At 53.1% G+C, this 24,668-nt stretch carries 31 protein-coding genes and 3 pseudogenes; 32 read left to right on the top strand and 2 right to left on the bottom strand.

The window, feature by feature from the left end:
* From HV477_RS23350 to HV477_RS28585, 3 genes and pseudogenes are all read left to right on the top strand, one after another.
* A pseudogene (locus HV477_RS23350) lies at window positions 1–490 on the top strand (hypothetical protein); the annotation flags it as partial.
* A 452-nt stretch (window positions 491–942) separates the two neighbouring features.
* A complete protein-coding gene (locus HV477_RS23355) occupies window positions 943–1,377 on the top strand; it encodes an antirestriction protein (RefSeq protein ID WP_080102342.1) in 435 nt (144 codons plus the stop codon).
* Between the two features lie 124 nt (window positions 1,378–1,501).
* Window positions 1,502–1,681 (top strand): hypothetical protein, encoded by a 180-nt coding sequence (locus tag HV477_RS28585; RefSeq protein ID WP_309224868.1) that lies wholly within the window; start codon window positions 1,502–1,504, stop codon window positions 1,679–1,681.
* A gap of 371 nt (window positions 1,682–2,052) precedes the next feature.
* Here the strand turns inward: HV477_RS28585 and HV477_RS28590 are convergent.
* Window positions 2,053–2,204: pseudogene (locus HV477_RS28590) on the bottom strand (hypothetical protein); the annotation flags it as partial.
* 85 nt (window positions 2,205–2,289) lie between these two features.
* On the opposite strand from HV477_RS28590, the gene HV477_RS28595 reads away from it, so the two are divergent.
* From HV477_RS28595 to HV477_RS23410, 11 genes and pseudogenes are all read left to right on the top strand, one after another.
* Entirely contained in the window at window positions 2,290–2,493 is a 204-nt protein-coding gene (locus tag HV477_RS28595) for a single-stranded DNA-binding protein (RefSeq protein WP_254621701.1), read from the top strand.
* Between the two features lie 30 nt (window positions 2,494–2,523).
* The gene (gene ssb / locus HV477_RS23370) at window positions 2,524–3,087 is read left to right on the top strand and encodes a single-stranded DNA-binding protein (protein WP_175065418.1); all 564 of its coding nucleotides are present in this window, start codon (window positions 2,524–2,526) and stop codon (window positions 3,085–3,087) included.
* A gap of 559 nt (window positions 3,088–3,646) precedes the next feature.
* A complete protein-coding gene (gene ltrA / locus HV477_RS28270; protein WP_217487829.1) occupies window positions 3,647–4,456 on the top strand; it encodes a group II intron reverse transcriptase/maturase in 810 nt (269 codons plus the stop codon).
* 92 nt (window positions 4,457–4,548) lie between these two features.
* Window positions 4,549–4,992 (top strand): group II intron maturase-specific domain-containing protein, encoded by a 444-nt coding sequence (locus HV477_RS28275; RefSeq protein WP_217487830.1) that lies wholly within the window; start codon window positions 4,549–4,551, stop codon window positions 4,990–4,992.
* Between the two features lie 162 nt (window positions 4,993–5,154).
* Entirely contained in the window at window positions 5,155–5,397 is a 243-nt protein-coding gene (locus HV477_RS23380; RefSeq protein WP_175065419.1) for a DUF905 domain-containing protein, read from the top strand.
* A gap of 66 nt (window positions 5,398–5,463) precedes the next feature.
* Window positions 5,464–7,488: a ParB/RepB/Spo0J family partition protein gene (locus HV477_RS23385; protein ID WP_175065420.1), complete on the top strand. Its 2,025-nt coding sequence runs from the start codon at window positions 5,464–5,466 to the stop codon at window positions 7,486–7,488.
* Between the two features lie 55 nt (window positions 7,489–7,543).
* Entirely contained in the window at window positions 7,544–7,975 is a 432-nt protein-coding gene (psiB, locus tag HV477_RS23390) for a conjugation system SOS inhibitor PsiB (RefSeq protein WP_175065421.1), read from the top strand.
* Window positions 7,972–8,703: a plasmid SOS inhibition protein A gene (locus tag HV477_RS23395; RefSeq protein WP_175065422.1), complete on the top strand. Its 732-nt coding sequence runs from the start codon at window positions 7,972–7,974 to the stop codon at window positions 8,701–8,703. Before psiB ends, HV477_RS23395 begins: the two co-directional genes overlap by 4 nt.
* Entirely contained in the window at window positions 8,700–8,909 is a 210-nt protein-coding gene (locus HV477_RS23400; RefSeq protein ID WP_175065423.1) for a hypothetical protein, read from the top strand. The genes HV477_RS23395 and HV477_RS23400 overlap by 4 nt, the downstream gene beginning before the upstream one ends.
* Before the next feature lie 126 nt (window positions 8,910–9,035).
* Window positions 9,036–9,983, top strand: coding sequence for an Rpn family recombination-promoting nuclease/putative transposase (locus HV477_RS23405; protein ID WP_175065424.1), 948 nt, complete (start codon window positions 9,036–9,038; stop codon window positions 9,981–9,983).
* Between the two features lie 527 nt (window positions 9,984–10,510).
* Window positions 10,511–11,257: pseudogene (locus tag HV477_RS23410) on the top strand (DUF932 domain-containing protein).
* Between the two features lie 307 nt (window positions 11,258–11,564).
* Here HV477_RS23410 and HV477_RS23415 read toward each other — a convergent pair.
* A complete protein-coding gene (locus HV477_RS23415; protein WP_175065425.1) occupies window positions 11,565–12,074 on the bottom strand; it encodes a transglycosylase SLT domain-containing protein in 510 nt (169 codons plus the stop codon).
* A 423-nt stretch (window positions 12,075–12,497) separates the two neighbouring features.
* On the opposite strand from HV477_RS23415, the gene traM reads away from it, so the two are divergent.
* The 18 genes from traM to traU all read left to right on the top strand — a co-directional run bounded on the left by traM (window position 12,498) and on the right by traU (window position 24,657).
* Window positions 12,498–12,884, top strand: coding sequence for a conjugal transfer relaxosome DNA-binding protein TraM (gene traM, locus HV477_RS23420; protein ID WP_175065426.1), 387 nt, complete (start codon window positions 12,498–12,500; stop codon window positions 12,882–12,884).
* A gap of 104 nt (window positions 12,885–12,988) precedes the next feature.
* A complete protein-coding gene (locus HV477_RS23425; RefSeq protein WP_175065427.1) occupies window positions 12,989–13,660 on the top strand; it encodes a hypothetical protein in 672 nt (223 codons plus the stop codon).
* A gap of 133 nt (window positions 13,661–13,793) precedes the next feature.
* The gene (gene traY, locus HV477_RS23430; RefSeq protein WP_175065428.1) at window positions 13,794–14,021 is read left to right on the top strand and encodes a conjugal transfer relaxosome protein TraY; all 228 of its coding nucleotides are present in this window, start codon (window positions 13,794–13,796) and stop codon (window positions 14,019–14,021) included.
* Window positions 14,022–14,057: 36 nt separating this feature from the next.
* The gene (traA, locus tag HV477_RS23435; RefSeq protein WP_175065429.1) at window positions 14,058–14,420 is read left to right on the top strand and encodes a type IV conjugative transfer system pilin TraA; all 363 of its coding nucleotides are present in this window, start codon (window positions 14,058–14,060) and stop codon (window positions 14,418–14,420) included.
* Window positions 14,421–14,434: 14 nt separating this feature from the next.
* Window positions 14,435–14,746 carry a type IV conjugative transfer system protein TraL gene (gene traL, locus HV477_RS23440; RefSeq protein ID WP_175065430.1) on the top strand — a complete coding sequence of 104 codons (312 nt, stop codon included), beginning with the start codon at window positions 14,435–14,437 and terminating at the stop codon, window positions 14,744–14,746.
* A gap of 21 nt (window positions 14,747–14,767) precedes the next feature.
* Window positions 14,768–15,334, top strand: coding sequence for a type IV conjugative transfer system protein TraE (gene traE / locus HV477_RS23445; protein ID WP_154074320.1), 567 nt, complete (start codon window positions 14,768–14,770; stop codon window positions 15,332–15,334).
* Complete coding sequence (gene traK / locus HV477_RS23450; protein ID WP_175065431.1) at window positions 15,321–16,061, top strand: type-F conjugative transfer system secretin TraK; 741 nt, start codon at window positions 15,321–15,323, stop codon at window positions 16,059–16,061. The genes traE and traK overlap by 14 nt, the downstream gene beginning before the upstream one ends.
* A complete protein-coding gene (gene traB / locus HV477_RS23455; protein WP_175065432.1) occupies window positions 16,061–17,485 on the top strand; it encodes an F-type conjugal transfer pilus assembly protein TraB in 1,425 nt (474 codons plus the stop codon). Before traK ends, traB begins: the two co-directional genes overlap by 1 nt.
* Complete coding sequence (traP, locus tag HV477_RS23460; protein WP_175065433.1) at window positions 17,475–18,020, top strand: conjugal transfer pilus-stabilizing protein TraP; 546 nt, start codon at window positions 17,475–17,477, stop codon at window positions 18,018–18,020. The genes traB and traP overlap by 11 nt, the downstream gene beginning before the upstream one ends.
* On the top strand, window positions 18,007–18,312 hold the full coding sequence (locus HV477_RS23465) for a conjugal transfer protein TrbD (protein WP_175065434.1): 306 nt from the start codon (window positions 18,007–18,009) through the stop codon (window positions 18,310–18,312). Before traP ends, HV477_RS23465 begins: the two co-directional genes overlap by 14 nt.
* Entirely contained in the window at window positions 18,309–18,824 is a 516-nt protein-coding gene (gene traV, locus HV477_RS23470) for a type IV conjugative transfer system lipoprotein TraV (protein ID WP_175065435.1), read from the top strand. The genes HV477_RS23465 and traV overlap by 4 nt, the downstream gene beginning before the upstream one ends.
* A gap of 134 nt (window positions 18,825–18,958) precedes the next feature.
* Complete coding sequence (traR, locus tag HV477_RS23475; RefSeq protein ID WP_154074314.1) at window positions 18,959–19,180, top strand: conjugal transfer protein TraR; 222 nt, start codon at window positions 18,959–18,961, stop codon at window positions 19,178–19,180.
* Window positions 19,173–19,640, top strand: a complete 468-nt coding sequence (locus HV477_RS23480) for a hypothetical protein (RefSeq protein WP_175065436.1) — start codon at window positions 19,173–19,175, stop codon at window positions 19,638–19,640. The genes traR and HV477_RS23480 overlap by 8 nt, the downstream gene beginning before the upstream one ends.
* Window positions 19,637–20,020, top strand: coding sequence for a hypothetical protein (locus HV477_RS23485; RefSeq protein ID WP_079955209.1), 384 nt, complete (start codon window positions 19,637–19,639; stop codon window positions 20,018–20,020). The genes HV477_RS23480 and HV477_RS23485 overlap by 4 nt, the downstream gene beginning before the upstream one ends.
* A gap of 15 nt (window positions 20,021–20,035) precedes the next feature.
* Entirely contained in the window at window positions 20,036–22,684 is a 2,649-nt protein-coding gene (gene traC / locus HV477_RS23490) for a type IV secretion system protein TraC (RefSeq protein ID WP_175065437.1), read from the top strand.
* Window positions 22,659–23,045: a type-F conjugative transfer system protein TrbI gene (gene trbI / locus HV477_RS23495; RefSeq protein ID WP_154074311.1), complete on the top strand. Its 387-nt coding sequence runs from the start codon at window positions 22,659–22,661 to the stop codon at window positions 23,043–23,045. The genes traC and trbI overlap by 26 nt, the downstream gene beginning before the upstream one ends.
* Window positions 23,042–23,674 carry a type-F conjugative transfer system protein TraW gene (traW, locus tag HV477_RS23500; RefSeq protein ID WP_175065438.1) on the top strand — a complete coding sequence of 211 codons (633 nt, stop codon included), beginning with the start codon at window positions 23,042–23,044 and terminating at the stop codon, window positions 23,672–23,674. The genes trbI and traW overlap by 4 nt, the downstream gene beginning before the upstream one ends.
* Entirely contained in the window at window positions 23,671–24,657 is a 987-nt protein-coding gene (gene traU / locus HV477_RS23505; protein WP_175065439.1) for a conjugal transfer pilus assembly protein TraU, read from the top strand. Before traW ends, traU begins: the two co-directional genes overlap by 4 nt.
* Window positions 24,658–24,668: the final 11 nt, after the last annotated feature.

The raw sequence follows: 24,668 nt of genomic DNA on the forward strand, positions 1-24,668 counted from the left end.
CCCTGCCACGGTACGCGAATGTACCGAAATCCGCCTGCCATATGCACAGGAATGGCTGACCACGGAAGAATGCGCCGACCTGCTGACGTTCCTGAAAGCATCCGCTGACCGGGTATGTGAAATTGTCCGCCAGGATGCGCGGCGCATTGTGGCGGCACTGACGCCGTCCGGCGTGCCCCGTCTGCTGGAAAAGCGCATCGGGAACTGGCGGCTTCTGGCCGACGAATACGACCATGAGAACTGGCTCGATGCAGACGACGGGGACGAACTCGATAAGGTGCTGGATGCCATTCTTGTCCGCAATGCCCATTTCTGCCCGGTACTGCTGACGCTGGTTAATGAGCAGGAGGAGGATATCGAAGGTTGTGCTGTGATGACTGATATTCTGCGCTTCCCGGGGGAACCGGTCCGCCGATGGCTTGACCGCCGCGTGCTCCGGGATGTGGTGAACGAAGCCCGGAGTATCAGCCAGGTGAGCGATAAGCTGTAAACGGTAACGGGTGAGAGAAGGGGAGGCGAATCCCTTCTCTTTTTTAGTTTTTCAGCCGGCGGCTGCGACGATGCCGGGGATGACAGGCAAAAATGATGTCGCCTTTCCGGCTCCGCATTCACCCGGCTCAGGCCTCCCGGCCGTCGCCTTGTGGTTTTCCACTCTGCGGCTTCTGTGTTGTGACGGGCTGTGCCGTGCATCCATCGTAGCCGGGCTGCCGTGGATGCAAGGGTAAAATGCACGCTGCGGTCACCCGGTCCTTCCTTCCCGTCAGGCGTCATCCTCCGGTCGTTCGTCCGCTCAGGTTTCGCGTCCTCACCCTCCGGCTTCCGTCTGCCGTGTCGTCAGGCTGCGGCTTCCCTTGCGCCCCTGCATCCCCGGCTTTAACGCCCGGCTGTTATGGATGCACGGCACCGCCCGGTGTCGCGGACAATGTGATTACGGAGGTTTTTATGCATCATTCAAATCAGCAACATGCGCGCATCATTAACGTCGAAGAGTCAGACCGCCTGTCTTTTCTGCCGTACCTGTTTGGCGATGATTTTATGATTGCAGAAATGCAGGTGTACGCGCTGGCCGGAAAAATGATTACCGGATATGAGGGCGGTTTCTGGCACTTCATCCGCCTGCCGGACGGTGGCGGCTACATGATGCCGGACTGCGGGCCTGTACATCTGGTTAACAGTGAAAACTGGTTTGACCGTACCGTCAGCGCGGATGCGGCTGGGATTATCCTCACCACCCTCGCCGTTAACCGCCGTCTGTGGACGCATCACGAGTGCGGTAACGCCGCGCTGACACGCCTTTTTCAGATGCGGGACGCTCAGTTATGGAATCACGTCGAATTTCACCCCGAATGCAACGCGATTTACGCGGCACTGGACTGATTTACGGACGGGGCGGCAATGCCGCCCCTGTAAAGGAGACGAGAAAATGTACCGTACTGTTAAAGAAATCATCCGCGAAGTGCTGGATACAGACGTGCCGGACAGTGAATGTGTTTTTGCCGTGGTGCTGACCCGCGAAATTCTGCGCAATTACAGGGCCGTGATTAATGCGCGGCGTCGTGAGATGGGGCAGAAACCGCTCACCACCGCGCAGATTGTTGATGAAATCTGCGATTTTGTGGTGATTCAGCAGGCTGTTTTCCTGGGCGGTCACTACATCCTTCAGGGCAGCAGACACAGGTGATACAGGGGCAGGCGGTGGAGGCCGCCTGTCAGCCCGCGCGAAAACCCTTGGCAGGCTGGCACCTGCCGGAAGGGAAGCGGGCCACGCTGACGCGTCGCCCGTTACCCTTCCCGTTTGTGATGTGTCCGGCTCAGGAATGTTTCTTTCTTATGTTATGGCACTGTTCCTGGTGGTGGTGTTGTTTTTTTATCTGCTGCTCTGATTCTGACTTCTGCAGTGTTGTCCTGTCTGCTGGTTGCACCTTCGGCTCCCGGCTGCCTGGAGGCATCCGGTCGTCAGGCCCGACTCCGACAGGCAGCTGCTGACGCACCCGCCGGTCTCCGCCGAACCCGCTGGCGCGGTTTCGGGCTGCCGCTACGGTCCGATACATGAAAACCCCGGCCTGCAGCGACCGTTCCGGTCGCGCCGTCTCTGTCGCGCCGTGGCCTGCGCTTCCTGCATCCCGGCAACAGGACGCCGGGATGTAAGGTGCAACGCCGTTTCGCGCACGCGCTCTTCGTCGTTGCGGCGGGTCCCTGCTCATCTCCGCTTCTGGCGCCGTTACCCGTTTAAGCCCCTGTCGCCGGGGGCTGATACAGCCACAACCTGCCGCACCTGTCCAGGGTGAAATGAACAGCCCACAAAACTTTTTGCCGCAGACGTCAAAAACTTTTGCGTTCTGCCCCGGACAGGTGCGTCAGGCCGTGGCAGTGATGCCCCTTGCGGCGAAGGTTCTCAAACGGGTGATGGCAGTACCAGAGGGAACAGAACAGCAGGTCCCCGCAAAACGTCAAAACCGCGGCTCCCGAAACTCAACGGGTGATGGTTTTTAAAGTCAGAACAACGAATTAAGGAGATTTATCATGTCAGTACGCGGCATCAACAAAGTCATTTTAATCGGCTTCCTGGGCAATGCGCCGGAAATCCGTTACATGCCAAACGGCAACGCAGTCGCCCATTTAAGCCTCGCCACCTCCGAAACGTGGCGAAGCAAGCAGACCGGAGAGATGAAAGAACTGACCGAGTGGCACCGCGTGGTGCTGTTCGGAAAGCTAGCGGAAGTGGCTGGCGAGTATCTGCGCAAGGGGTCACAGGTTTACATCGAGGGACAACTGCGCACCCGTAGCTGGGACGATAACAACGGCGTCACCCGCTATACCACTGAAATCGTGGTCAGCACACAGGGCACCATGCAGATGCTGGGAAACCGTCAGGCACAGAACTCCGGTGACTGGTCACAGCAGCAGCCGCAGGGAAATCAGTCTTCCGGCGCTCAGTCCGCGTCATCACAGGCGGCAAAACCTGCTGCTGCCGCGAAAAAAGGGCGCGGAAAGGCTAAAAGCAACCAGACAAAAAACCCGCCGGCACCCGTCACGCCGGACCCGTCTGAACCACCTTATGACTTTGATGACGATGTGCCGTTCTGAGCGGTTCGAAAGCTGCTCAGTGTCTTGCAGGTGAGAGTCCTGCCGCAGTAATTGGTTAGTTTGACTGCGTAGCGATGGCGTACATGTGGAGGGCGACCGAAGCATGGGAGCAACGCCGGATAAACGTGTCCCCCGACCCAGACAGTGGGAGCGCGCAAGTATGCAGCCCGTAACGCAAGTGAACCTGAACAAGCCTCGTAAATGTCAGACACATATTCATGCTGGGAGAGTGTGGTGTAGGGTGGTTCCGCCGAGTCTTTAGAATGGGGACGAAGGCCAGTGTGTCATGGTGGATCAACAACCACACGAAGCCATGACAGGAACTCGGGGTATTGAGGATGGGATGCATACACAGCACTGAGCGGAACGAACGAGACCTCTACCCGTCGCGGTCTAACCCACCGTGTAATCGACGATATAAGGTAACCGCCGAAGTTCTGAGAAACGCGGGATAGAGGAGTCGGAGGGGGTCATAGTACTGCTGATGTCGAGGACAACATAACCTCGGCGGAGGGAAGGACCCCTGCTTCTGTCATGCTTATTTTGTAGGAGGCACTGCGTGATTGCGAAAGCTATAAACACGCCGCTAGAAAGTGTGCGAGTACTGCAACGCAAGCTATACCTGGCAGCCAAGGCGAATCCGAAGCGGAGATTCGGAGTGCTGTACGACAAGGTATGCCAAATTGATGTGCTTTGGTCGGCTTACGAACAGGTTCGGGCCAACAAAGGTGCCCCAGGCATCGACCGACAAACCTTCGACGTGATCGAAGGTGAAATCGGGGTGGCTACGTTCCTAGACGAAATTCGAACACGGCTCATCGAAAAGCGGTACAGGCCAATGCCGGTCAGACGGGTGTACATCCCCAAGACCGACGGAACGCAAAGACCGCTGGGCATTCCTGTCATTGCAGATCGTGTAGTGCAGGCAGCAGTGAAACTCGTCATCGAGCCAGTATTCGAGGCGAGCTTCAAGGATTTTTCGTATGGCTTCCGGCCTCGCAAGAGCGCCCAGCAAGCCCTGCGCGAAATCTACAAGTGGCTGAACTTCAAGTGTCACTGGGTTGTTGATGCGGATCTGAAGGCGTATTTCGATACGATCCCGCACGACAAGCTGCTGCTGTCGGTAAGGTCCAAGATCATTGATCGGTCTGTTGTGAAACTGATCGAAATGTGGCTGACGGCTGGTGTGATGGAAGATATGCGTCTCCGGCGGGAAACCACCGGAACGCCGCAAGGAGGGGTTATTTCTCCCCTGCTGGCGAATCTTTACCTGCATTGGCTGGATCACTCTTGGGAGATGAAGTCGTTTGGCAAACGGCCACATGATGCTCACATCGTGCGGTACGCGGATGACTTTGTGATTTTGTGATTTTGTGCAAAGAGAATCCAGAATTTTATCTGAAACAGGCTAAGAAGGTTTTGGACCGACTTGGGCTGACACTCAATGCTCAGAAGACGAGGGTGGTGAACGCCCGGGAAGAGCCGTTCGACTTTCTGGGGCATAGGTTTGCAGTTCAGCCGTCGAAGCTGACGGGCAAACTGAAAACCTACTACTACCCTGCTCCCAAGGCGATGAAATCCATCAAGAGGAAGATTCGGGAAGTTGTCCGGACTGGGCAACACTGGAATCTACCGCAGCTCATCAAGGAAAAAGTCAATCCGATTCTGCGGGGCTGGGGCAATTACTTCAAGACAGGTAATTCAAGGAAGCACTTCTTGAGCATCGCGAACTACACGACTTGGACACTCTGCATCATGTTGAGGAAGAAGCACAAGAAGCGAACTAAGGGGTGGCGGGACCACCCGCCGTCATGGTTCTACGAGTACCACGGGCTATTCAAGATATACAGTCTGTCGGTAACCGGAGATGAATCAAGTCGGTACGCTCGCCCTGTGCCGCTGTAACGCTACAGGAAGAAGGCAGTCGGAAAGCCGTGTGCGGGAAAACCGCACGCACGGTTTGACGAGAGGCCGCTGGGGAGATTACTTCAAACCAGAGGCCTACTCTACGAGGCCGCTGATTTCCACTGAAGCCCCGTCTGGCGGGGCTTACACAGGAGAAACACGATGACCGAAAGCACCATGCCCCCCCTGAAATCCCTGCCTGATGGCTCGTTCACCCGCGAACAGGCCGAAGCGGTGGCAGCACAGTATCAGAATGTCGTCATCGAAGACGATCAGGGAACGCATTTTCGCCTGGTTGTGCGTAAGGACGGCGAAATGGTCTGGCGTACATGGAATTTTGAACCGGGAGGCGAGTACTGGCTCAACCGCTGTATCGAAAGCTACGGTATCCGCAAAACGCAGTAAGCCGTAAGAGGTGCCGGACGGGAACACGTCCGGCAGACAATCATCAATACAAATGAGGCATTAACTATGTCAGTAACAGAGTCTAAAGCAAAACCCGCAGGAAAAACCAGCCGTAAGGGAAAAAATGCCGCTATCGTCAGCGCCAGTGACACCGTATTGTCTGAGGTGCTGGCGCAGACCGAAGAGCAGCACGTACCGCTGTCTGCCCTGGTCAAATCCCCGCAGAACGTGCGTATCGTGCCGTATTCCGCAGAGAGCGTCCGCGAACTGGCGGATTCCATTAAAGGGATTGGACTGCTCCAGAATCTGGTTGTTCACGCCCTCCCTGACAGCCTGTACGGCGTTGCCGCTGGCGGTCGCCGTCTGGCGGCGATGAATCTGCTGGTCACTGAGAACACGATCACCCCGGACTGGCCTGTCCGCGTGAAGGTGGTGCCGGATGATCTGGCGACCGCCGCTTCACTGACCGAGAACGGGCAGCATCTGGAAATGCACCCTGCCGAACAGATTGCGGGATTCCGCGCGATGGCAGCGGAAGGTAAAACCCCCGCGCAGACAGGCGATCTGCTGGGCTATTCGCCCCGCCACGTACAGCGGATGCTGAAACTCGCGGGGCTGGCTCCGGTTATCCTGGAAGCGCTGGCTGCGGACAAAATCACCACGGAGCACTGTCAGGCGCTGGCGCTGGAAGACAATCCCGACCGTCAGGTGCAGGTGTACGAGGCCGCCTGTCGTGAGAGCTGGAACAATAAGCCGGAGGTACGGGTGATCCGCAATCTGATCACCGAAAGCGAAGTCCCCACCCACAATAACAGTAAGTTCCGGTTTGTCGGGGAAGCGGCATTTTCAGCGGATGAAGTTCGTGCAGATTTGTTCAGCGACGAGCAGGGCGGTTTTGTGGACAGGCTGGCGCTGGATACCGCCCTGCTGGAAAAGATTCAGTGGGTGGCGGAGTGCCTGAAAGAGGCCGAGGGCTGGGCGTGGTGCGCGGGACGGATGGAGCCTGTCAGCCGCTGTGGTGAGGATGCCGCAGTGTACCGCATTCAGGACGAGCCTGATGAGGTTTACACGGAGCAGGAACAGCAGCGCCTGGACGAGTTGCAGGAACTGTACGACGAAAACCAGACCGCCAGCGATGAAACCGACGCGATGGAGTCAGAGATGGAGGCCATCGAATGCTCGGCACAACTCCGGGCATGGACGCCGGAGATGCGCGCGGAAAGTGGCGTGGTGGTGTCCTGGCGTCACGGTGACATCTGTGTCCAGCGCGGGGTGATGCTGCGTGAACCGTCTGAAACGGAAGATGAACCCGCTCAGGTTCCGGTATATGAGCGGCAGCCGGAGCCTGTGGACGAAATCAGTGTACCCCTGCTGACCAGAATGTGTGCGGAGCGGACGCTGGCAGTCCAGGTGGCACTGATGCAGCAGCCGGAAAAATCCCTGGCGCTTCTGGCATGGACTCTCTGCCTGAACGTGTTCGGTAGCGGCGCGTATAACCGACCCGCGCAAATTTCCCTGGACTGTAAGCACTACTCCCTGACGAATACCGCCCCGTCCGGTAAAGAGGGCATGGCATTTCTGACCCTGATGCAGGAAGGAAAACGACTGGAAGCCCTGCTGCCGGAGGACTGGTCACAGGATTTCACCACCTTTTTCACCCTCAGCGCCACAGACCTTACCGCCCTGCTCAGTTTCTGTACCGCATGCAGCCTTGACGGTATGCAGACGCGTGGTACAGGCGGCACCACCCGCAGTCCGCTGGACAGGCTGGAAACTGCCCTCGGATTCCATATGCGCGACTGGTGGCAGCCGACGAAGGAAAATTTCTTCGGCAGCCTTAAAAAGCCGCAAATCATCGCCGCGCTGAATGAGGCCGGACTGACCGGAGCAGCGCGGGACGCGGAGAAAATGAAGAAAGGCGACGCGGCTGAACTGGCTGAAGACAAAATGCGGGGCAACCGCTGGGTACCTGTCTGGATGTGTGCACCTGATGCACAAAGCAGCGATTCTGATGCGCCGGATACCGTGACTGATGCAGAAAATGCGGGGTCTGATGCAGATATCCGTAACAACCTGCCGGATGCAGCCTGATAAATGTTAACGCCACGCCGCCCCTGATCGGGGCGGCGGTATCAAGGATATACGTATGAAAACTAAATATACCCCGGAAGACCTTGCCTGTATGACAGCCGAAGACTTTGAACTGTGCCGCGAGGCGGGACATGAATTTCGTCGTAACCTGACACATGCCGTAATGGTGATGCTGGCAGTCCCGGAATCATGGGATATGAATGGTGAGTATGCCGGTGAATATGGCGGGTTGTTTCCGGTACAGGTACGTTTTGCCCCCGGGCACGGACGTTTCCGTTTTGCCCTGTGCAGCCCCGGAGAAGTCAGCGACCACTGGCTGCTGTTGCTCATTTCCGCTGACGGGCGTTCGGTGACGTGTGTACGTGACTGCCCGCAGTTTGCTCCGGAAATGTTCAGCGCCGCCCTGCGTCTGGCGGCAACACTGGATGACGAAGGATATAACCTTTGTTATATCCTTGCGATGCTGACGGGGGAGGGGGCTGTATGAAGAGTGAATGTCGTGCCCTGGTGCCGCTCAGTCCGGTGTGTCAGGCTGCCCTGAAAGCCGCCACGGAGACGGAAAACCGCCGCCAGCGCAGGAGCAGGCTGGCCGCGTACCCGTATGCGACGGCCTTTTTCCGCTTTCTCAGCGGTCGCCGCCGTGTGAGTCTGGATGAACTTCGCCTGTTCTCCCCGACGCTGACGGCGGACGCGCTGCGCGGCAGCCGGTCGCAGTGGCTGAATGCTGTTGATATGCTGATTGAAAGCCGGGGTGAAATCTGTTGCCTGCCGCTGCCGTCTGATGCGGGCGACCGGCTTTTTCCGTCCGTGCGGTTCCGTGCCGGTGAAAGAGATCGCCAGAAAATGTTGCTGAAGGAGCAGAAATACTCCCGCCAGCTGCACCGCGAGGCGGTGAGCCGGGAAAGTGCGTACCAGGCGCGTGTCGGGCAGGCCGAAATCGAACTGGCCTTTCATACCCCGGAGACAGTGGGTAGCTGGCTGTCGCGCTGGTCGGGCAGTGACGTACCGGATTACGAGCTGGAGAGTCTGTTCTGGCGCTGGAGCGAACGTTTTCCGTCACTGGCCGGATTTGAGCGGGGGCTGTGGCAGGACGTCCCGTTGTGGCGGGTAGTGTATGAAGCCAGCTTGTCGGGATGGGAGGCGTGTGCGCCTGTCCGTGAGCTGGAGCGCTGGATGGTGCCGAACAAGCTGCGGGATGCGGGAGGTGTCCGGTGAGTGAAAAACGTCCGGCAGCAGGGCAGCGACGTTCACTGTCTGCCCTGAAAAGAAAAATCACCGGTCTGGCCGTCGAACGGGGTGATACGGATTACAGCGTGATGGCGGCACTCAGCCGTATCTGCGACAGCACTGATGAGGCGGATGAACAGTTGCGTTACGTTCCGGAGGAAAAAGAGCTTATCCGCCAGAACGATGATATATAATCCGGCTGGCGTGAGCGGGTCGTTGTCATCATCGTTTCATTCACGGGATGGTTTGTTCGTTGTGAAGCGGCCCGCCCGCGCTCTTTTGTGGTAGGATCACGCATCATTCACCCGTCACAGACCGTTATGGATAATTCAGGTACGTCACACGCGCACGACGCTTTTTTCAAAATAGTTATGTCACAGCCGGAGGCCGCCCGCGACTTCCTTAACCTGCACCTGCCTCCGGCCCTGCTGGCGATTTGCGATCTGGACACCCTGCAGCTGGAGTCCACCTCGTTTGTTGACGCCGACCTGAAACCGTATATCAGTGATATCCTCTGGTCAGTGGAGACCACCCGGGGGAGCGGGTACGTATACGCACTTATCGAACACCAAAGCAGACCTGAAAAACATATTACTTTCAGAATGTTAAGGTACTCTGTGGCCGCCATGCAGCGCCATCTGGATGTGCATAAAACCCTGCCGCTGGTGATCCCGGTGCTGTTCTATGCCGGGAAACGTAGTCCGTATCCGTTCTCCATGAACTGGCTGGACGCGTTTGATGATCCGGAAATGGCAGCCGCGCTGTACTGCCGGGATTTTCCGCTGGTTGATATCACCCGTGTGCCGGATGATGAGATCCTCCGACACCGCCGCGTGGCGCTGATGGAGTTTCTGCTTAAAAATATCATCCGCCGTGACCTGATGGAGCTGACGGACACGCTGACTGACCTGCTGGTCAGCCAGCTGGAATCAGGCTACACTACGGAAAAGACCCTGCTGGCGGCGATTAATTACGCCGTCCGTGATGGTGATACTGACGATTATCACCGTTTTATCAATACGCTGGCACAGCGATTACCGCAACAGAGGGAAAACATTATGACCGTGGCACAACGACTCCGTGAAGAAGGTATTCAGATTGGTGAGGAAAAGGGACTCATCAAAGGTAAGCTGGAAGGCCGTGAGGAAGGTAAGCTGGAAGGTAAGCTGGAGGTGGCGCAGCAGATGCTGGCCAGCGGTATGGATCGCCATACCGTCCTGACACTGACCGGCCTGTCTGACGATGACCTGAGAAACCTTCGCCACTGATGTTTCTGTCATCCCCGGACGTCTGTGCGGGATGACACGCCGCTGAACCCCCGAAAACAGAATGCAGGGCAGTGCTGACGCACTGTTCCTCATTCTCATTCACTTTTTCCGCCGTTCGGGACTGCTGTGACGGATACCCGGTTCCCTGTGATGGCTGTTCTGATTTTTCCTGCTGCTGTGTCCCGTCCGTTGTGTTTCAGAACAAACGCGGGCGCATCCCCTGGCGGGGACCGGGCTGTCGTGAACGGAGCCGGCGGGGCTGTCTCCGCCCTGCGGGATTCCATCCCTTGCGCTGGCAAACGCCCTGGAAAATTGATCTGACCGAAAAAAAGATCAATACGATTCTGGCGAACCGCTTACCAGGATTATTGAGAAACCGCCGGTGAATTCGGCGGTTATATAAATATGCAAGTCAGGTCACGGTTTTAGCCTGATATTTTTAAATAAATGTTAAATTTTAGCACTAAACAGAACTTTATCGAAATAAACGTTAAAAAATTTTTCCTTTAATAAAGAGGGCAGTGATCATGAGATTAGCATCCCGATTTGACAGACATCATTCTGTTCGTTGTGACCGTCTTTTGAATAACGATGAATTAATGCAGGGTATACCATCTGTATTTTCAGGTGATAAATATGAGTTTCGATTGATATTCAAACCATTAATATCATCAACAGGTTACATGATAAAGGGGTTCAGCCGTTCTTTGCCTGTCGGAGTCGGGGGCGTGATTTAAGTCGCCGGAAATACAGTAAACATATGCTGAGTCTTCGTCGTGAATAACCTGTTAAAGGGAAAGAGGTTCCTGAAATTATTTTACTCAAATCTCATGGTTGTTAGTCAGGTGATCAGATGTTCTCCGGGCTGTTTCATTTTGTCTGCGCAAATGGTCTGGTGTGTGGAAATAATTTCGGTGAAATCCGTGAGCCATATAAAGGCGATAGTGTCAGGCAGGTCATCGGGAACGCTTATGACGTTCCGGGCGTTTTTGATAAGGTGACAGACATTATGGCAGAGATGAAATCCATTATCCTCAACAACGATGAGCAACGTTTATTTGGCAGGGCGACGTTCACGGTCAGGTATGAGAATAAAATTCATGTAATATCTGAGCTGATAATTACTCCCCGTTGTCGGGAGGATAAACAGGATGGTCTTTGGACCACCTGGTAACGTGTTCAGAAAAATATTATTAATGTGGAATTGCCAGGAAGGAGTACCTCCGGGAAATTCCAGGACAAGAGCTGTTACCGGAATAGATGGTGATAGCTGAACAGTTGACTGTGTGGACGTCATGATACGATAATAAAATCCCGAAAAAAACGGGCTTTTTCATCGTATCATTTTGCGGCATAGTTATCTTGTTTTCTGTTCCCTTGTTTAATCAACTGGTCGTCGAATTTTATTTTAATCATTATATCCGTCTCCAAAAATCTGGCAGGAGACTGTGTCATTTCTGATATATAAGAAGAGGTCTGCTTTGCCCGGGCCAGTCAGAATTATCATTATTATGATACATTCGTGTATGGTCTTTCATGTTGTTGTTGCGGAATGACCGGTATTTGACAATGTATATAAGATTAATTTTTCTGCGAACTGTTGATTTTTGAAAACGGTTTCTTACTTACCGGAAGCTGGATACCTTTACTGCTTTTTATCCCGGTATAAATCCGGTAGATGTCTGATGCATAGGCAAGACGTCTCTGGTTCTGTCGTTCGCTCTTCCTGAATCCAGCGTTGTATGCACCCACGGCCTCCCAGGATACGCCCCATTTTTTAAAGGCTATTGCCAGATAATAAGCTCCGGTATAAATGTTCATGCAGGGATCTGTTGTCAGATGTTCCGGCGTAATTCCGTAGCGGGCCAGTTCGTTAAAATGCCGGGAGTCTACCTGCATAAGTCCGCTGCCATATCCCGTTACCGGATTAATACCGATGGCATTAACCCGGTAACGGGATTCCTTCCATGAAATCGCCCGCAGTAGATCCGGATCTATTTTGTAGTCTCTCCCGGCCAGATCAAAACAATCAGCAGCGTGAACTATTGTACTGATTAACATCAGGAGGACAGAAAGGAGCCATTTATGCATTATTTTGCCTCTTGCGTAGTTAGCCGGTAATAATTTAACCCACTCCAGCTTTATACTCAACAAAATTGCCGTTCTCACCACCAAAAGCACCACACCCCACGCAAAATTAAAATTTTTCTGATTTTGTTTTTAAATCATGAAGATATTGGTTTACATTTATACTATATAATTCTGATTTATTTAAATGCGATTCATCGGTGACTCTTTGAAGATTCACTCATGAATTGCCGGTGATTCATTACTGAATCACAAATAATAAAACAATGAGTTAAGTTGAATTGACTCCAGATTCAATTCGTGGTGTGATGCGTCGCATGAATCATGCTGAATCGCGATTCGATTCACGATTCAATTCATCGATGAATCGTCATCCTGGGATGTAAGAAATAAGAGGTTTATTACTTTTTATATAAGGAGAAGGATGTGGCAAAAGTGCAGGCTTATGTCAGTGATGAAGTGGCTGAAAAAATAAATGCGATTGTGGAAAAGCGGCGACAGGAAGGAGCAAGAGATAAAGACATCAGTTTTTCTGGTACAGCTTCGATGTTGCTGGAGTTAGGTCTTCGTGTTTATGAGGCACAAATGGAACGTAAGGAGTCAGCATTCAATCAGACAGAATTCAATAAAGTATTACTTGAAAATGTAATCAAAACACAGTCATCAGTAGCAAAAATCTTAGGTATAGGATCTCTCAGTCCTCATGTAACTGGAAATCCAAAATTTGAATATGCAAATATGGTTGAAGACATAAAAGATAAAGTGTCATCAGTGATGGAGAGGTTTTTCCCTTACGATGACAATACCGAGTAACTCCAGCATAATATTCTATTGTATTTTATATAATAGTATAAAAAACCACATTTAAATCGTGACAAAATACCCCTGCATATATTAATACTTGAATTGTTAACGCAATGTTAATAATCAAGGTATTAAGGAGATTTTTATGTCTGCAAAAGAAAAAAATAAAACCCTGCAATCAGGTATATTTACCCCGCTGCATAAAAGAATTTATATCATGGCAGGAGTATCCTGTCTGCGTCAGACGAGGGGATGGCGTTTTTGTCGGGAAAAATTCTGCTTTTGAGAAAATAATAAGCTCTCAGGCTGAGTGGTTTCATTTATTAGATATTGATGTTCAGCTTACCTTTTTGAAAGCAGAAATCGATTCCTGTTCTGCTTTCAACCATCTCTGTGTGATTGAGGATGTTTTTTTAAACGGTACTCTCTGGGTGATTCATATTGAATATGTTCTGGTCGGGAATGAAAATTACTTCGTATGGAGGTTTATTGATTTACATTATACAAAAATACGAATAATTTCCCGTCCTTGTACGGAAGACGAATTGTTAAATGCCATTATTCTTACTGACAGATATAATGATATTACTCCATACCTGATTGGATTAAGTCATGAGTTTTCGGCTGATTTGATGAGTATAAAATCACCTTCTTCCAGAAAGAAGGTGATGAATTTTTTTAAGAATACATCTTATTATAACAGAGATCGTTTTCTTTATGATTTTTTAATATCAGGAAAAATAAATATTTTATACAGAAAAGTTTTAAAATTAATTTGCAAGTAATTGTTAATATTTTGTTGAGTGACGGGAACATTTTGTTCCCGTCAGTGTTAATGTAATTTACTTTTTTATTATTTCAGTTCATTGTGTTTTATGTAAATATTTTGATTAAAACTCTTTAGATTGAGGAGGGAGTTTGAAAAAGGGGAATTTAAGGCCTGCACCAGGCAAAAAATTATCATTAACTTTGGATGAGGCAACAAACAGACAACTACTAAACGCAAGGGAGAGAAGTGGAAGAACCAAGACGAACGAGGCGTTAGTAAGGCTTCAGGATCATCTGAGCAGATATCCGGATTTCTATAATGAAGAAATTTTCAGGGAGGTAACAGAAGAAAAAGAATCTACCTTTAAAGAACTGTAATTTTCATATTTACTATATATCAAATAGAGGAATCGTATGAGCGCTACTTTAAGTGTTCAGGGTGCTTCTGTGCCCGTCAAAAAGAAATCGTTTTTTTCTGTATTCACACGTCTGAACCTGCTGAAAGTTGCCCGTGCAGTGATCCCTGCTGCGGTACTGATGTTCTTTTTCCCGCAACTGGCAATGGCCTCCGGCGGCGCGCAGGACCTGATGGCCAGCGGTAACACCACGGTTAAGGCGACCTTTGGTAAGGACTCCAGTATCGTTAAATGGATTATCGTGGCGGAAGTGCTGGTTGGGGCTGTGATGTACATGATGACCAAAAACGTCAAGTTCCTGGCCGGTTTTGCCATCATTTCCGTGTTTATTGCCGTGGGTATGGCCGTCGTTGGCCTCTGACAGGAAATAAAACCATGTCGGGAGACGAAAATAAGCTCAGGAAATATCGTTTCCCGGAAACACTGACAAACCAGAGCCGCTGGTTTGGTCTGCCACTCGATGAACTGATCCCGGCAGCAATCTGTATTGGCTGGGGAATGATGACATCAAAATATCTTTCCGGTATTGGCGCTGCGGTTCTGGTTTATTACGGGATTAAAAAACTGAAAAAAGGGCGTGGAAGCTCCTGGCTGCGTGACCTGATTTACTGGTATATGCCGACAGTCCTGCTAAGGGGGATTTTTCATAATGTTCCCGACTCATGTTTCCGGCAATGGATTAAATAATCTTGATACCTGGATTGTTATATGGAACACGGTGCCCGTTTAAGTACAAACCGTATACTGGCCATCAGCTTTATTTTTATGGCTCTGCTGATTGTGCTCAGTCTTGCTGCCAACGTTATACAGGGAATTAATAATTACCGCCTGCAGAATGAGCAGCGTACAGCCATAACCCCGATGGGATTTAACGCACCCTTTGCGGTGTCACAGAACAGTGCTGATGCCTCTTATTTACAGCAGATGGCACTGTCGTTTATTGCCCTGCGTCTGAATGTGTCTCCGGAAATGGTTGATGCCTCGCATCAGGCGCTTCTGCAATATATTCGTCCGGGCGCGCAGAATGAAATGAAAGTCATTCTGGCAGAAGAAGCGAGACGTATTAAAGCGGACAACGTCAATTCCGCCTTTTTTCAGACCAGCGTGCGTGTCTGGCCGCAATACGGGCGGGTGGAAATTCGCGGTGTGCTGAAAACCTGGATTGGGGATTCAAAGCCGTTCACCGACATTAAGCATTACATCCTTATTCTGAAGCGGGAGAACGGTGTGACCTGGCTGGATAATTTCGGGGAAACAGACGATGCAAAAAAATAAGCCGTATAAGCCATTTTTAATGGCGGCCGGATGGTTGTTTTCCGGTCTGGTAATGGCATCGGGCTCCGGTACGCTGGCTCCGGTGGTGGTTTCCCTGGCCAACGGCGGTCAGGCGAACATTGCTGTCAGCAACACCGACCCGAACCTGTTTACGGTACCGGGCGACCGTATCACTGCGGTCAGCGGTCTGGATGGCATGCTGACAAACAGTGAGCAGACAGGATCTGGTGGCGTGGTGGTGGCCACGGCCAGTAAAAAACCGTTCACCTTCATTCTGGAGACGGAGCGCGGGCTGAATTTCTCCGTCCGGGCTGTTCCCCGGGCCGGTGACGGACGTACCGTTCAACTGGTCAGCGACCTGCGTGGTACCGGTGAGGAGGCTGGCGCATGGGAAATGTCCACGCCCTATGAATCCCTGCTGGTTTCCGTCAGCCAGGCGGTACGTGGCGGCACGCTGCCTGCCGGCTGGTATCAGATCCCCGTCACGAAAGAAGTGTTACAGGCCCCGGCGGGTATGTCTGCACAGGCTGACGCTGTATGGACCGGCAACCATCTGAAGATGGTGCGGTTTGCTGTGGAAAATAAAACATCGTCTGTCCTGAACATCCGGGAAAGTGATTTCTGGCAGCCAGGAACCCGTGCCGTGATGTTCAGCCAGCCTGCCGGCCAGTTACTGGCGGGCGCCCGCATGGACGTGTATGTCATCCGTGACGGGGAGGGCAGCTGATGGCCAGTATCAACACCATTGTGAAACGCAGGCAGTACCTGTGGCTGGGGATTGTGGTTGTCGGGGCTGCTTCTGCTATTGGGGGGGCCCTTTATTTGTCTGATGTGGATATGTACGGAAACAGTGAAACCGTGGCCGGACAGGAGCCGGTGCCGGATATGACCGGAGTGGTGGATACCACCTTTGATGACAAGGTACGTCAGCATGCCACGACAGAAATGCAGGTGACGGCTGCGCAGATGCAGAAGCAGTATGAGGAAGTCCGTCGTGAGCTGGATGTCCTTAACAAACAGCGCGGTGATGACCAGCGTCGTATTGAAAAGCTGGGGCAGGACAATGCAGCACTGGCAGAGCAGGTGAAAGCCCTGGGGGCGAACCCGGTGACGACCACCGGGGAGCCCGTGCCGCATACGCCTGCCTCACCACCCGGCCCGGAAGGAGAACCACAGCCGGGTAATTCACCGGTGACTTTCCCGCCACAGGGTGCCGTTCCTCCGCCAACCGCTTTTTATCCGGGTAATGGCGTCACGCCGCCACCACAGGTGATATACCAGTCCGTGCCGGTGCCGAACCGTATACAACGTAAAACGTTCAGCTATGACGCTGCCGTGAAAAAAGGCCCCTCGCTGCCGTATGTTCCGTCTGGGAGTTTTGCCAAATCGGTGCTGATTGAGGGGGCGGATGCCAATGCGTCGGTCACCGGTAATGAGTCGACGGTTCCCATGCAACTGCGGATTACCGGCCCTGTGGAGATGCCGAACAGTAAGACCTATGATCTGACAGGATGTTTTGTGGGGCTGGAAGCCTGGGGGGATGTTTCCAGCGAACGGGCAATTGTCCGTACCCGGAATATCAGTTGTCTGAAGAACGGCAAAACCATCGACCAGCCGATTAAGGGCCATGTCAGCTTCCGGGGTAAAAATGGCATCAAAGGGGAAGTGGTGATGCGTAACGGTAAAATCCTCGGCTGGGCATGGGGGGCCGGTTTTGTCGACGGTATCGGGCAGGGGATGGAGCGTGCCTCACAGCCGGCGGTCGGCCTGGGAGCAACTGCCGCTTATGGAGCCGGTGATGTCCTTAAGATGGGACTTGGCGGTGGTGCATCGAAAGCCGCGCAGACACTCAGTGATTATTACATCAAACGTGCCGAGCAGTATCACCCGGTGATCCCGATTGGTGCCGGTAATGAGGTGACCGTGGTGTTTCAGGATGGATTCCAGCTGAAAACCGTGGAAGAAATGGCACTGGAGCAGGCCCGTCACCGGAAGGAGGATGAGAATGCGGAAAGCCCGGTGCCCGTACCTCCGTCAGTCGACAGCCATATGAACGGTTTTAACACGGATCAGATGCTGAAGCAGCTGGGTAACCTGAATCCACAGCAGTTTATGTCCGGCAGCCAGGGAGGTTCTGCAAATGAAAAGTAACCAGCCGGACAACCTGAAGGGACGTGTCGTTTTTTATCGTATTGCCGGTCTGCTGCGCTGGCTGTTCTGGACCGTGAAATATGCTGTTATCTGGCCGCTTGCCACCACAGCCATCGTTGTCATTCTGCTCTTCCGGACGGGGAATACCACACCAGGACAACAGATGGCGCAGGAAATCGGGCGGGTGAGGGCAATGGCTCCGTCCGGGATGTTTCCGGTCCGGGACTGCCCCGAACCGGTTTTCACGGTGCCGTCACCTGCACCGGAGAATCTGCCATCGCTGACGGAAAACTGTCCGCTAAAAATAACCGGCGCGGAAGAATACGCGGCAAATATCGACCAGGCCCTGTCGCAAACGGGATGGCTGCTATGGGGGATGCTGGCACTGTTGTATACCGCGGTGGCTGTCATGACCGGAGACCGGCCGTACCGTCCATGTGAATTTAAATACGGAACCCGCAGGGCAAACGGACAGATTGCTTATTCCGGAAATAAAAACTCTGAAAATGAGGGGGATAAAAATGGATGCGTCTGATGTTATTTTAGTGACAGGGAAATCTGTGTCAGATAAATGCATAAACACGGGTTTCAGTAACTGCCCTGTTGAAATAAAACATCCTGTCACGAAGGAATTCAGTCCGGTCTCTCTGTTTTGCAATATAAATATTGCCTCAACGGGTGTTATGAAAAAAGGAATGACGGCAGAGTGGATTATTCATCCAGGAATGTATGTTATTGCCGGCGCTCCTTTGGCAGGGAAATCGTTACTGATGACTGAATTCATCAAAAATATGTTGTGTGATAATAAAAAAGAAGGGGAGTCATGAACCGAATTTCATGGTTTATTCCTTTATGGGGAGTTCTTCTGCTTTCCGGATGCGCCGGTACTGCCGGCGATTTTGAATGTACCGCCACCACGTCAGACACCTGTATGACGATGGAACAGGCTAATGAAAAAGCCAAAAGACTGGAGCAACCGGAGACGGTAAAGCCGGCTGCGGCATCACTGCCGCACCTGGCTGAAGGCCACTTCCGGACAACGCCGGTACGGACAGTCACCACGACAACACTCCCGGCCGGCAGACCCGGGGTGACGGCTTTCCCGGAGCAGAAGCCGCTGTCACCACGCCCGTTGTTTACCCCTGCCAGGGAAGTGAAAACGGTCGTCCCGGTCAGTGCCGTATCTCCGGTTATTCCTCCCCGTCCATTACGAACGGGGGAGCAGACGGCGGCATTATGGATAGCGCCTTATATTGATAATCAGGATGTTTATCATCAGCCATCCAGCGTGTTTTTTGTTATTAAACCGTCTGCATGGGGAAAACCACGCGTTAATTAACTTCCTCCGTGGTTATATATCAGCCGGAGATCCCGGCGGGCTGTTTATATTTAAAATCTGCCTGTAAAACGAGTGCCCTGTGCGTGAAAAGGGACGGGCGGTAGCGTGCCAGAGCGTGGCGGGAGACATATTTCATGAGCGATGAAGCCGATGAGGCATATTCAGTGACAGAACAACTGACCGTGACGGGAATTAACCGGATACGGCAGAAAGTAAACTGTAAAGGTATTCCGGTTTACCGGTGTGAGGCATGCGGTGATCCCATTCCGGAAGCGCGGCGAAAAATATTTCCTGGCGTGACGTTGTGTGTCGAATGCCAGTCTTTTCTGGAAAAACAGGGCAGGCATTATGCATAAATCAGACGCAGAAAAAATTGAATCCATTATTGATAAACATGACCGGATAAACCGGCGTCAGATCCGGGTATTTAAAAACGTGGGCGTCCTCTCAGTAATTACCGGCGTACTGAGTGTGATGACTGCGTTATTCAGTACCTCCCTGCTCCTGACATACACGCTGTGTGTCGTGATATGCGTTTGTCTGATTTATCTGGTTGTCATGTTCTTCTGCCTGGACAGGTATATCGCGCTCAGTCGTCCGACACTGCTGTGGCTGATGCGCCGGGTGGAAGATACCGCAGACGTTCGCCGGGAGCTGCTCCGCCGCCTGCGGTCCGGGAGAACGCTGACCGGACGGGATGAAGACAACATCCTGCGTCTCTGGTGGGAGAGCAGAAATGAATCGGAAGAGGCAGCAACCCGTCAGAGTGAACAGGATGCCATCCGGAAGTTTGTCGGCGGGGATAAATCAGAATGAAGGTTTATCTGCAGCGTTACGGCGTAGCCGGGTTTCTCCTGGTGTACTGGAGTCTTTCCTTTGTGAATGAATATTTCCTGCATGAGCATCCGCTTTCTGCTGAATCCTGGAAGTGGATGAGATTACAGGCGCTGCTGGTAACAGGCTCTGTTGTGGTGACCGTGCTGCGGCTTTTTCTCCTGAACTCCGCGGTACGCCGGGAGGCAGCGGCCATCATGACTGGGGTCGCTGCAGGTCTTCATGTTTTTGCCCTGCTGGTTCCTTCCGTCTGGTTGTTTTATCAGTGGCAGTGGAACGGACTGTTTCTTCTGCAGTGGCAGGGAGCTGTCTTCCTGTTCTGTCTGTTCGCGCTTCCCGTTTCAACATTCTGTTTTTCTTAAGGTTAAGGTGTTCATGTGAAGAACCTGCTTGATACTGTCACTCAGGCGGCCAACTCGCTGCTGACCGCGCTGAAGCTGCCGGATGAATCCGCAAAGGCCAATGAGGTTCTGGCTGAAATGAGCTTCCCGCAGTTCAGCCGTCTGCTGCCGTACCGGGATTACAACCAGGAATCCGGTCTGTTCATGAATGACACCACGATGGGCTTTATGCTGGAAGCCATTCCCATCAATGGTGCAAATGAGTCCATTGTGGAGGCCCTCGACCACATGCTGCGCACCAAACTGCCGCGCGGGGTACCGTTCTGCATCCATCTGATGTCCAGCCAGCTGGTTGGTGACAGGATTAAGTACGGACTGCGTGAGTTCTCCTGGTCCGGCGAACAGGCAGTACGGTTTAACGCCATCACCCGTGCCTATTATATGAGAGCGGCAGCGACACAGTTTCCGCTGCCGGAGGGGATGAACCTGCCCCTGACCCTGCGTCATTACCGGGTATTTTTCTCGTACTGCTCTGCCTCGAAGAAAAAAAGCCGGGCCGACATTCTGGAAATGGAAAACCTGGTGAAAATCATCCGGGCGTCGTTACAGGGTGCCGGTATCACCACACAGACGGTGGATGCACAGGCATTCATCGATATTGTCGGGGAGATGATTAATCATAACCCGGATTCCCTGTACCCGAAAAAACGTCAGCTGGACCCGTATACTGATCTGAATTATCAGTGCGTGGAGGACAGTTTTGACCTGAAGGTCAGGGCAGATTACCTGACGCTGGGACTGCGTGAGAACGGCAGGAACAGTACGGCCCGCATCCTGAATTTCCATCTGGCCCGTAACCCGGAAATAGCCTTCCTGTGGAACATGGCCGACAATTACAGCAACCTGCTGAACCCGGAACTGTCCATTTCCTGCCCGTTCATTCTGACGCTGACTCTGGTGGTGGAAGACCAGGTGAAAACCCACGGCGAAGCCAACCTGAAGTACATGGACCTGGAGAAAAAGTCGAAGACCTCCTATGCCAAATGGTTTCCGTCCGTGGAGAAAGAGGCGAAGGAGTGGGGGGAACTGCGTCAGCGGCTGGGCTCCGGTCAGTCTTCCGTGGTGACCTACTTCCTCAACATCACAGCATTCTGCAAGGACAATAATGAAACGGCTCTGGAAGTGGAGCAGGACATCCTGAACAGCTTCCGTAAAAACGGTTTTGAGCTGATTTCACCGCGCTTTAACCACATGCGTAATTTCCTGACCTGCCTGCCCTTTATGGCCGGAAAAGGGCTGTTTAAACAACTGAAAGAGGCCGGTGTGGTACAGCGGGCAGAGAGCTTTAATGTGGCCAACCTGATGCCGTTAGTGGCAGATAACCCCCTGACACCGGCAGGTCTGCTGGCCCCCACCTACCGTAACCAGCTGGCGTTTATCGATATTTTCTTTAAGGGGATGAATAACACCAACTACAACATGGCGGTCTGTGGAACATCCGGGGCCGGTAAGACCGGACTGATACAGCCACTTATCCGCAGTGTGCTGGATTCCGGGGGTTTTGCCGTGGTGTTTGATATGGGGGATGGCTACAAGTCCCTGTGTGAGAACATGGGCGGCGTATATCTGGACGGTGAAACCCTGCGCTTTAACCCGTTTGCGAACATCACCGATATTGACCAGTCAGCAGAGCGTGTCCGCGACCAGCTGTCGGTGATGGCCAGCCCCAACGGCAACCTGGATGAAGTACATGAAGGTCTTCTGCTGCAGGCGGTCAGGGCCTCCTGGCTGACCAGACAGAACAGGGCGCGTATTGATGATGTGGTGGATTTCCTGAAAAACGCCCGTGATAACGACCAGTATGCCGAGTCACCGACCATCCGCAGCCGTCTGGATGAAATGATTGTCCTGCTGGATCAATATACCGCCGGCGGCACTTACGGTCAGTATTTTAACTCTGATGAACCGTCCCTGCGGGATGACGCCAGAATGGTGGTACTGGAGCTGGGCGGACTGGAAGACCGTCCGTCCCTGCTGGTTGCGGTGATGTTCAGCCTTATCATCTACATCGAGAACCGGATGTACCGCACGCCGCGTAATCTCAGGAAGCTGAACGTGATTGATGAAGGCTGGCGCCTGCTGGACTTCAAAAATCACAAAGTCGGTGAGTTTATTGAGAAAGGCTACCGTACCGCCCGCCGTCATACCGGTGCCTATATCACCATCACACAGAATATCGTCGACTTTGACTCCGACAAGGCATCCAGTGCTGCCCGTGCAGCATGGGGTAACTCCTCTTACAAAATTATCCTCAAGCAGAGTGCGAAGGAGTTCGCGAAATACAACCAGCTGTATCCGGATCAGTTCCTGCCACTGCAGCGTGACATGATTGGCAAGTTTGGTGCGGCCAGAGACCAGTGGTTCAGCTCGTTCCTGCTGCAGGTGGAAAACCATTCCTCCTGGCACCGTCTGTTTGTCGATCCGTTAAGCCGCGCCATGTACAGCTCGGACGGTCCGGACTTTGAGTTTGTGCAGCAGAAGCGCCATGAGGGCCTGAGTATTCATGAGGCGGTGTGGCAGCTGGCGTGGAAGAAGTCAGGCCCGGAGATGGCTTCGCTGGAAGCCTGGCTGGAAGAGCATGAGAAATACAGGGGGGGGCATGAGTACAACGCAAAAAACGACTGACGTTACAGCCCGTCGACGCAGCCACTGGCGGTGGACTGTACCGGGATGTCTGGCAGTGGTGTTACTGAACGCTGCCGTCAGTTACGGCATTGTCAGACTGAACGCACCGGTGACCGTCGCCTTCAACATGAAACAGACCGTGGATGCGTTTTTTGACAGCGCCAGTCAGAAACAATTGTCGGAAGCACAGGCAAAGGCCCTGTCCGGTCGTTTTAACACGGCACTGGAGGCGAGTCTGCAGGCGTGGCAGCAGAAACACCACGCCGTCATTCTGGTGTCGCCTGCCGTGGTACAGGGTGCGCCGGATATCACCCGGGAAATCCAGCAGGATATTGCCCGGCGAATGAGGACGGAACCATGAGATGCCGGGGGCTGATCGCCCTGCTGGTATGGGGGCAGAGTGTGGCGGCAGCCGATCTTGGCACCTGGGGCGATCTGTGGCCGGTACAGGAGCCGGACATGCTGGCGGTGATTATGTACCGGCTGGAAGCCCTGCAGCAGTCCGGTGAGATGAGCCGCCGGATGGAGGCCTTTAAGGCACGGGTGATCCGCAACAGCCTGCGGCCGCCGGCGGTGCCGGGTATCGGGCGGGCGGAGAAATACAGCAGCCGGCTGTTTGATCCGTCGGTCAGACTGGCGGCCGATATCCGGGATAACGAAGGACGGGTGTTTGCCCGTCAGGGGGAGGTGATGAATCCGCTGCAGTATGTGCCCTTTAACCAGACACTGTATTTCATCAACGGCGATGATCCTGAACAGGTGACGTGGATGAAACGCCAGACGCCGCCGACGCTGGAGAGCAAAATTATCCTGGTGCAGGGCAGCATCCCTGAGATGGAGAAGGCGCTGGACAGCCGGATTTACTTTGATCAGAACGGGGTGCTTTGTCAGCGCCTCGGGATCGACCAGGTACCGGCGAGAGTGACGGCCGCAACAGACGGGCGTTTTCTGAAAGTGGAGTTTATTCCGGCGGAGGACGGCAGAAAATGAAACGGTGGCTGTGTGTATTGTTCCTGCTGGCCGGTCATGTCCCCGCAGTATCCGCTGACTCTGCCTGTGAAAGTCGTTTTGTAAACCCGATCACGGATATCTGCTGGAGCTGTCTTTTTCCGCTGTCGCTGGGCAGTACAAAAGTGAGCCAGGGAAAGCTGCCGGATACGGCCAATCCCTCAATGCCACTCCAGTTCTGTCCGGCGCCGCCGCCCATTTTCAGGCGGCCCGGACTGGCGATTGGCTACTGGGAGCCGATGGCGCTGACGGACGTCACCCGCTCTCCGGGCTGTATGGTGAATCTGGGGTTCAGCCTGCCGGCCTTCGGGAAAACGGCACAGGGTACGGCGAAGAAGGAGGATAAACAGGTGAACGGGGCGTTCTACCACGTTCACTGGTACAAATACCCGCTCACATACTGGCTGAATATTATCACGTCGCTGGGGTGCCTGGAGGGTGGTGACCTGGACATTGCGTACCTCTCCGAAATTGACCCCACATGGACAGACAGCAGCCTGACCACCATTCTCAATCCGGAAGCGGTTATTTTTGCCAATCCCATAGCCCAGGGAGCGTGCGCGGCGGATGCGATTGCCAGCGCCTTTAATAAGCCGCTGGATGTTCTGTTCTGGTGTGCCGGCTCTCAGGGCTCCATGTATCCGTTTAACGGCTGGGTGAGTAACGAATCCAGTCCGCTGCAGTCCTCCCTGCTGGTCAGTGAGCGGATGGCCTTCAAACTGCACCGTCAGGGCATGATTATGGAAACCATCGGGAAAAATAACGCTGTCTGTAATGAATATCCGTCGCCCATTCTCCCTAAAGAGCGCTGGCGCTACCAGATGGTGAACATGTACCCGGACAGCGGGCAGTGCCATCCGTTCGGTCGCAGCGTGATGCGCTGGGAAACCGGAAAAAATCCCCCCAACACAAAGAAAAATTTCGGTTACCTGATGTGGCGTAAACGCAACTGTGTATTTTTATAACCGGGGGAGTG

Source organism: Salmonella sp. SG203 (genome assembly GCF_013350575.1).
Taxonomy (GTDB): Bacteria; Pseudomonadota; Gammaproteobacteria; order Enterobacterales; family Enterobacteriaceae; genus Salmonella; species Salmonella enterica.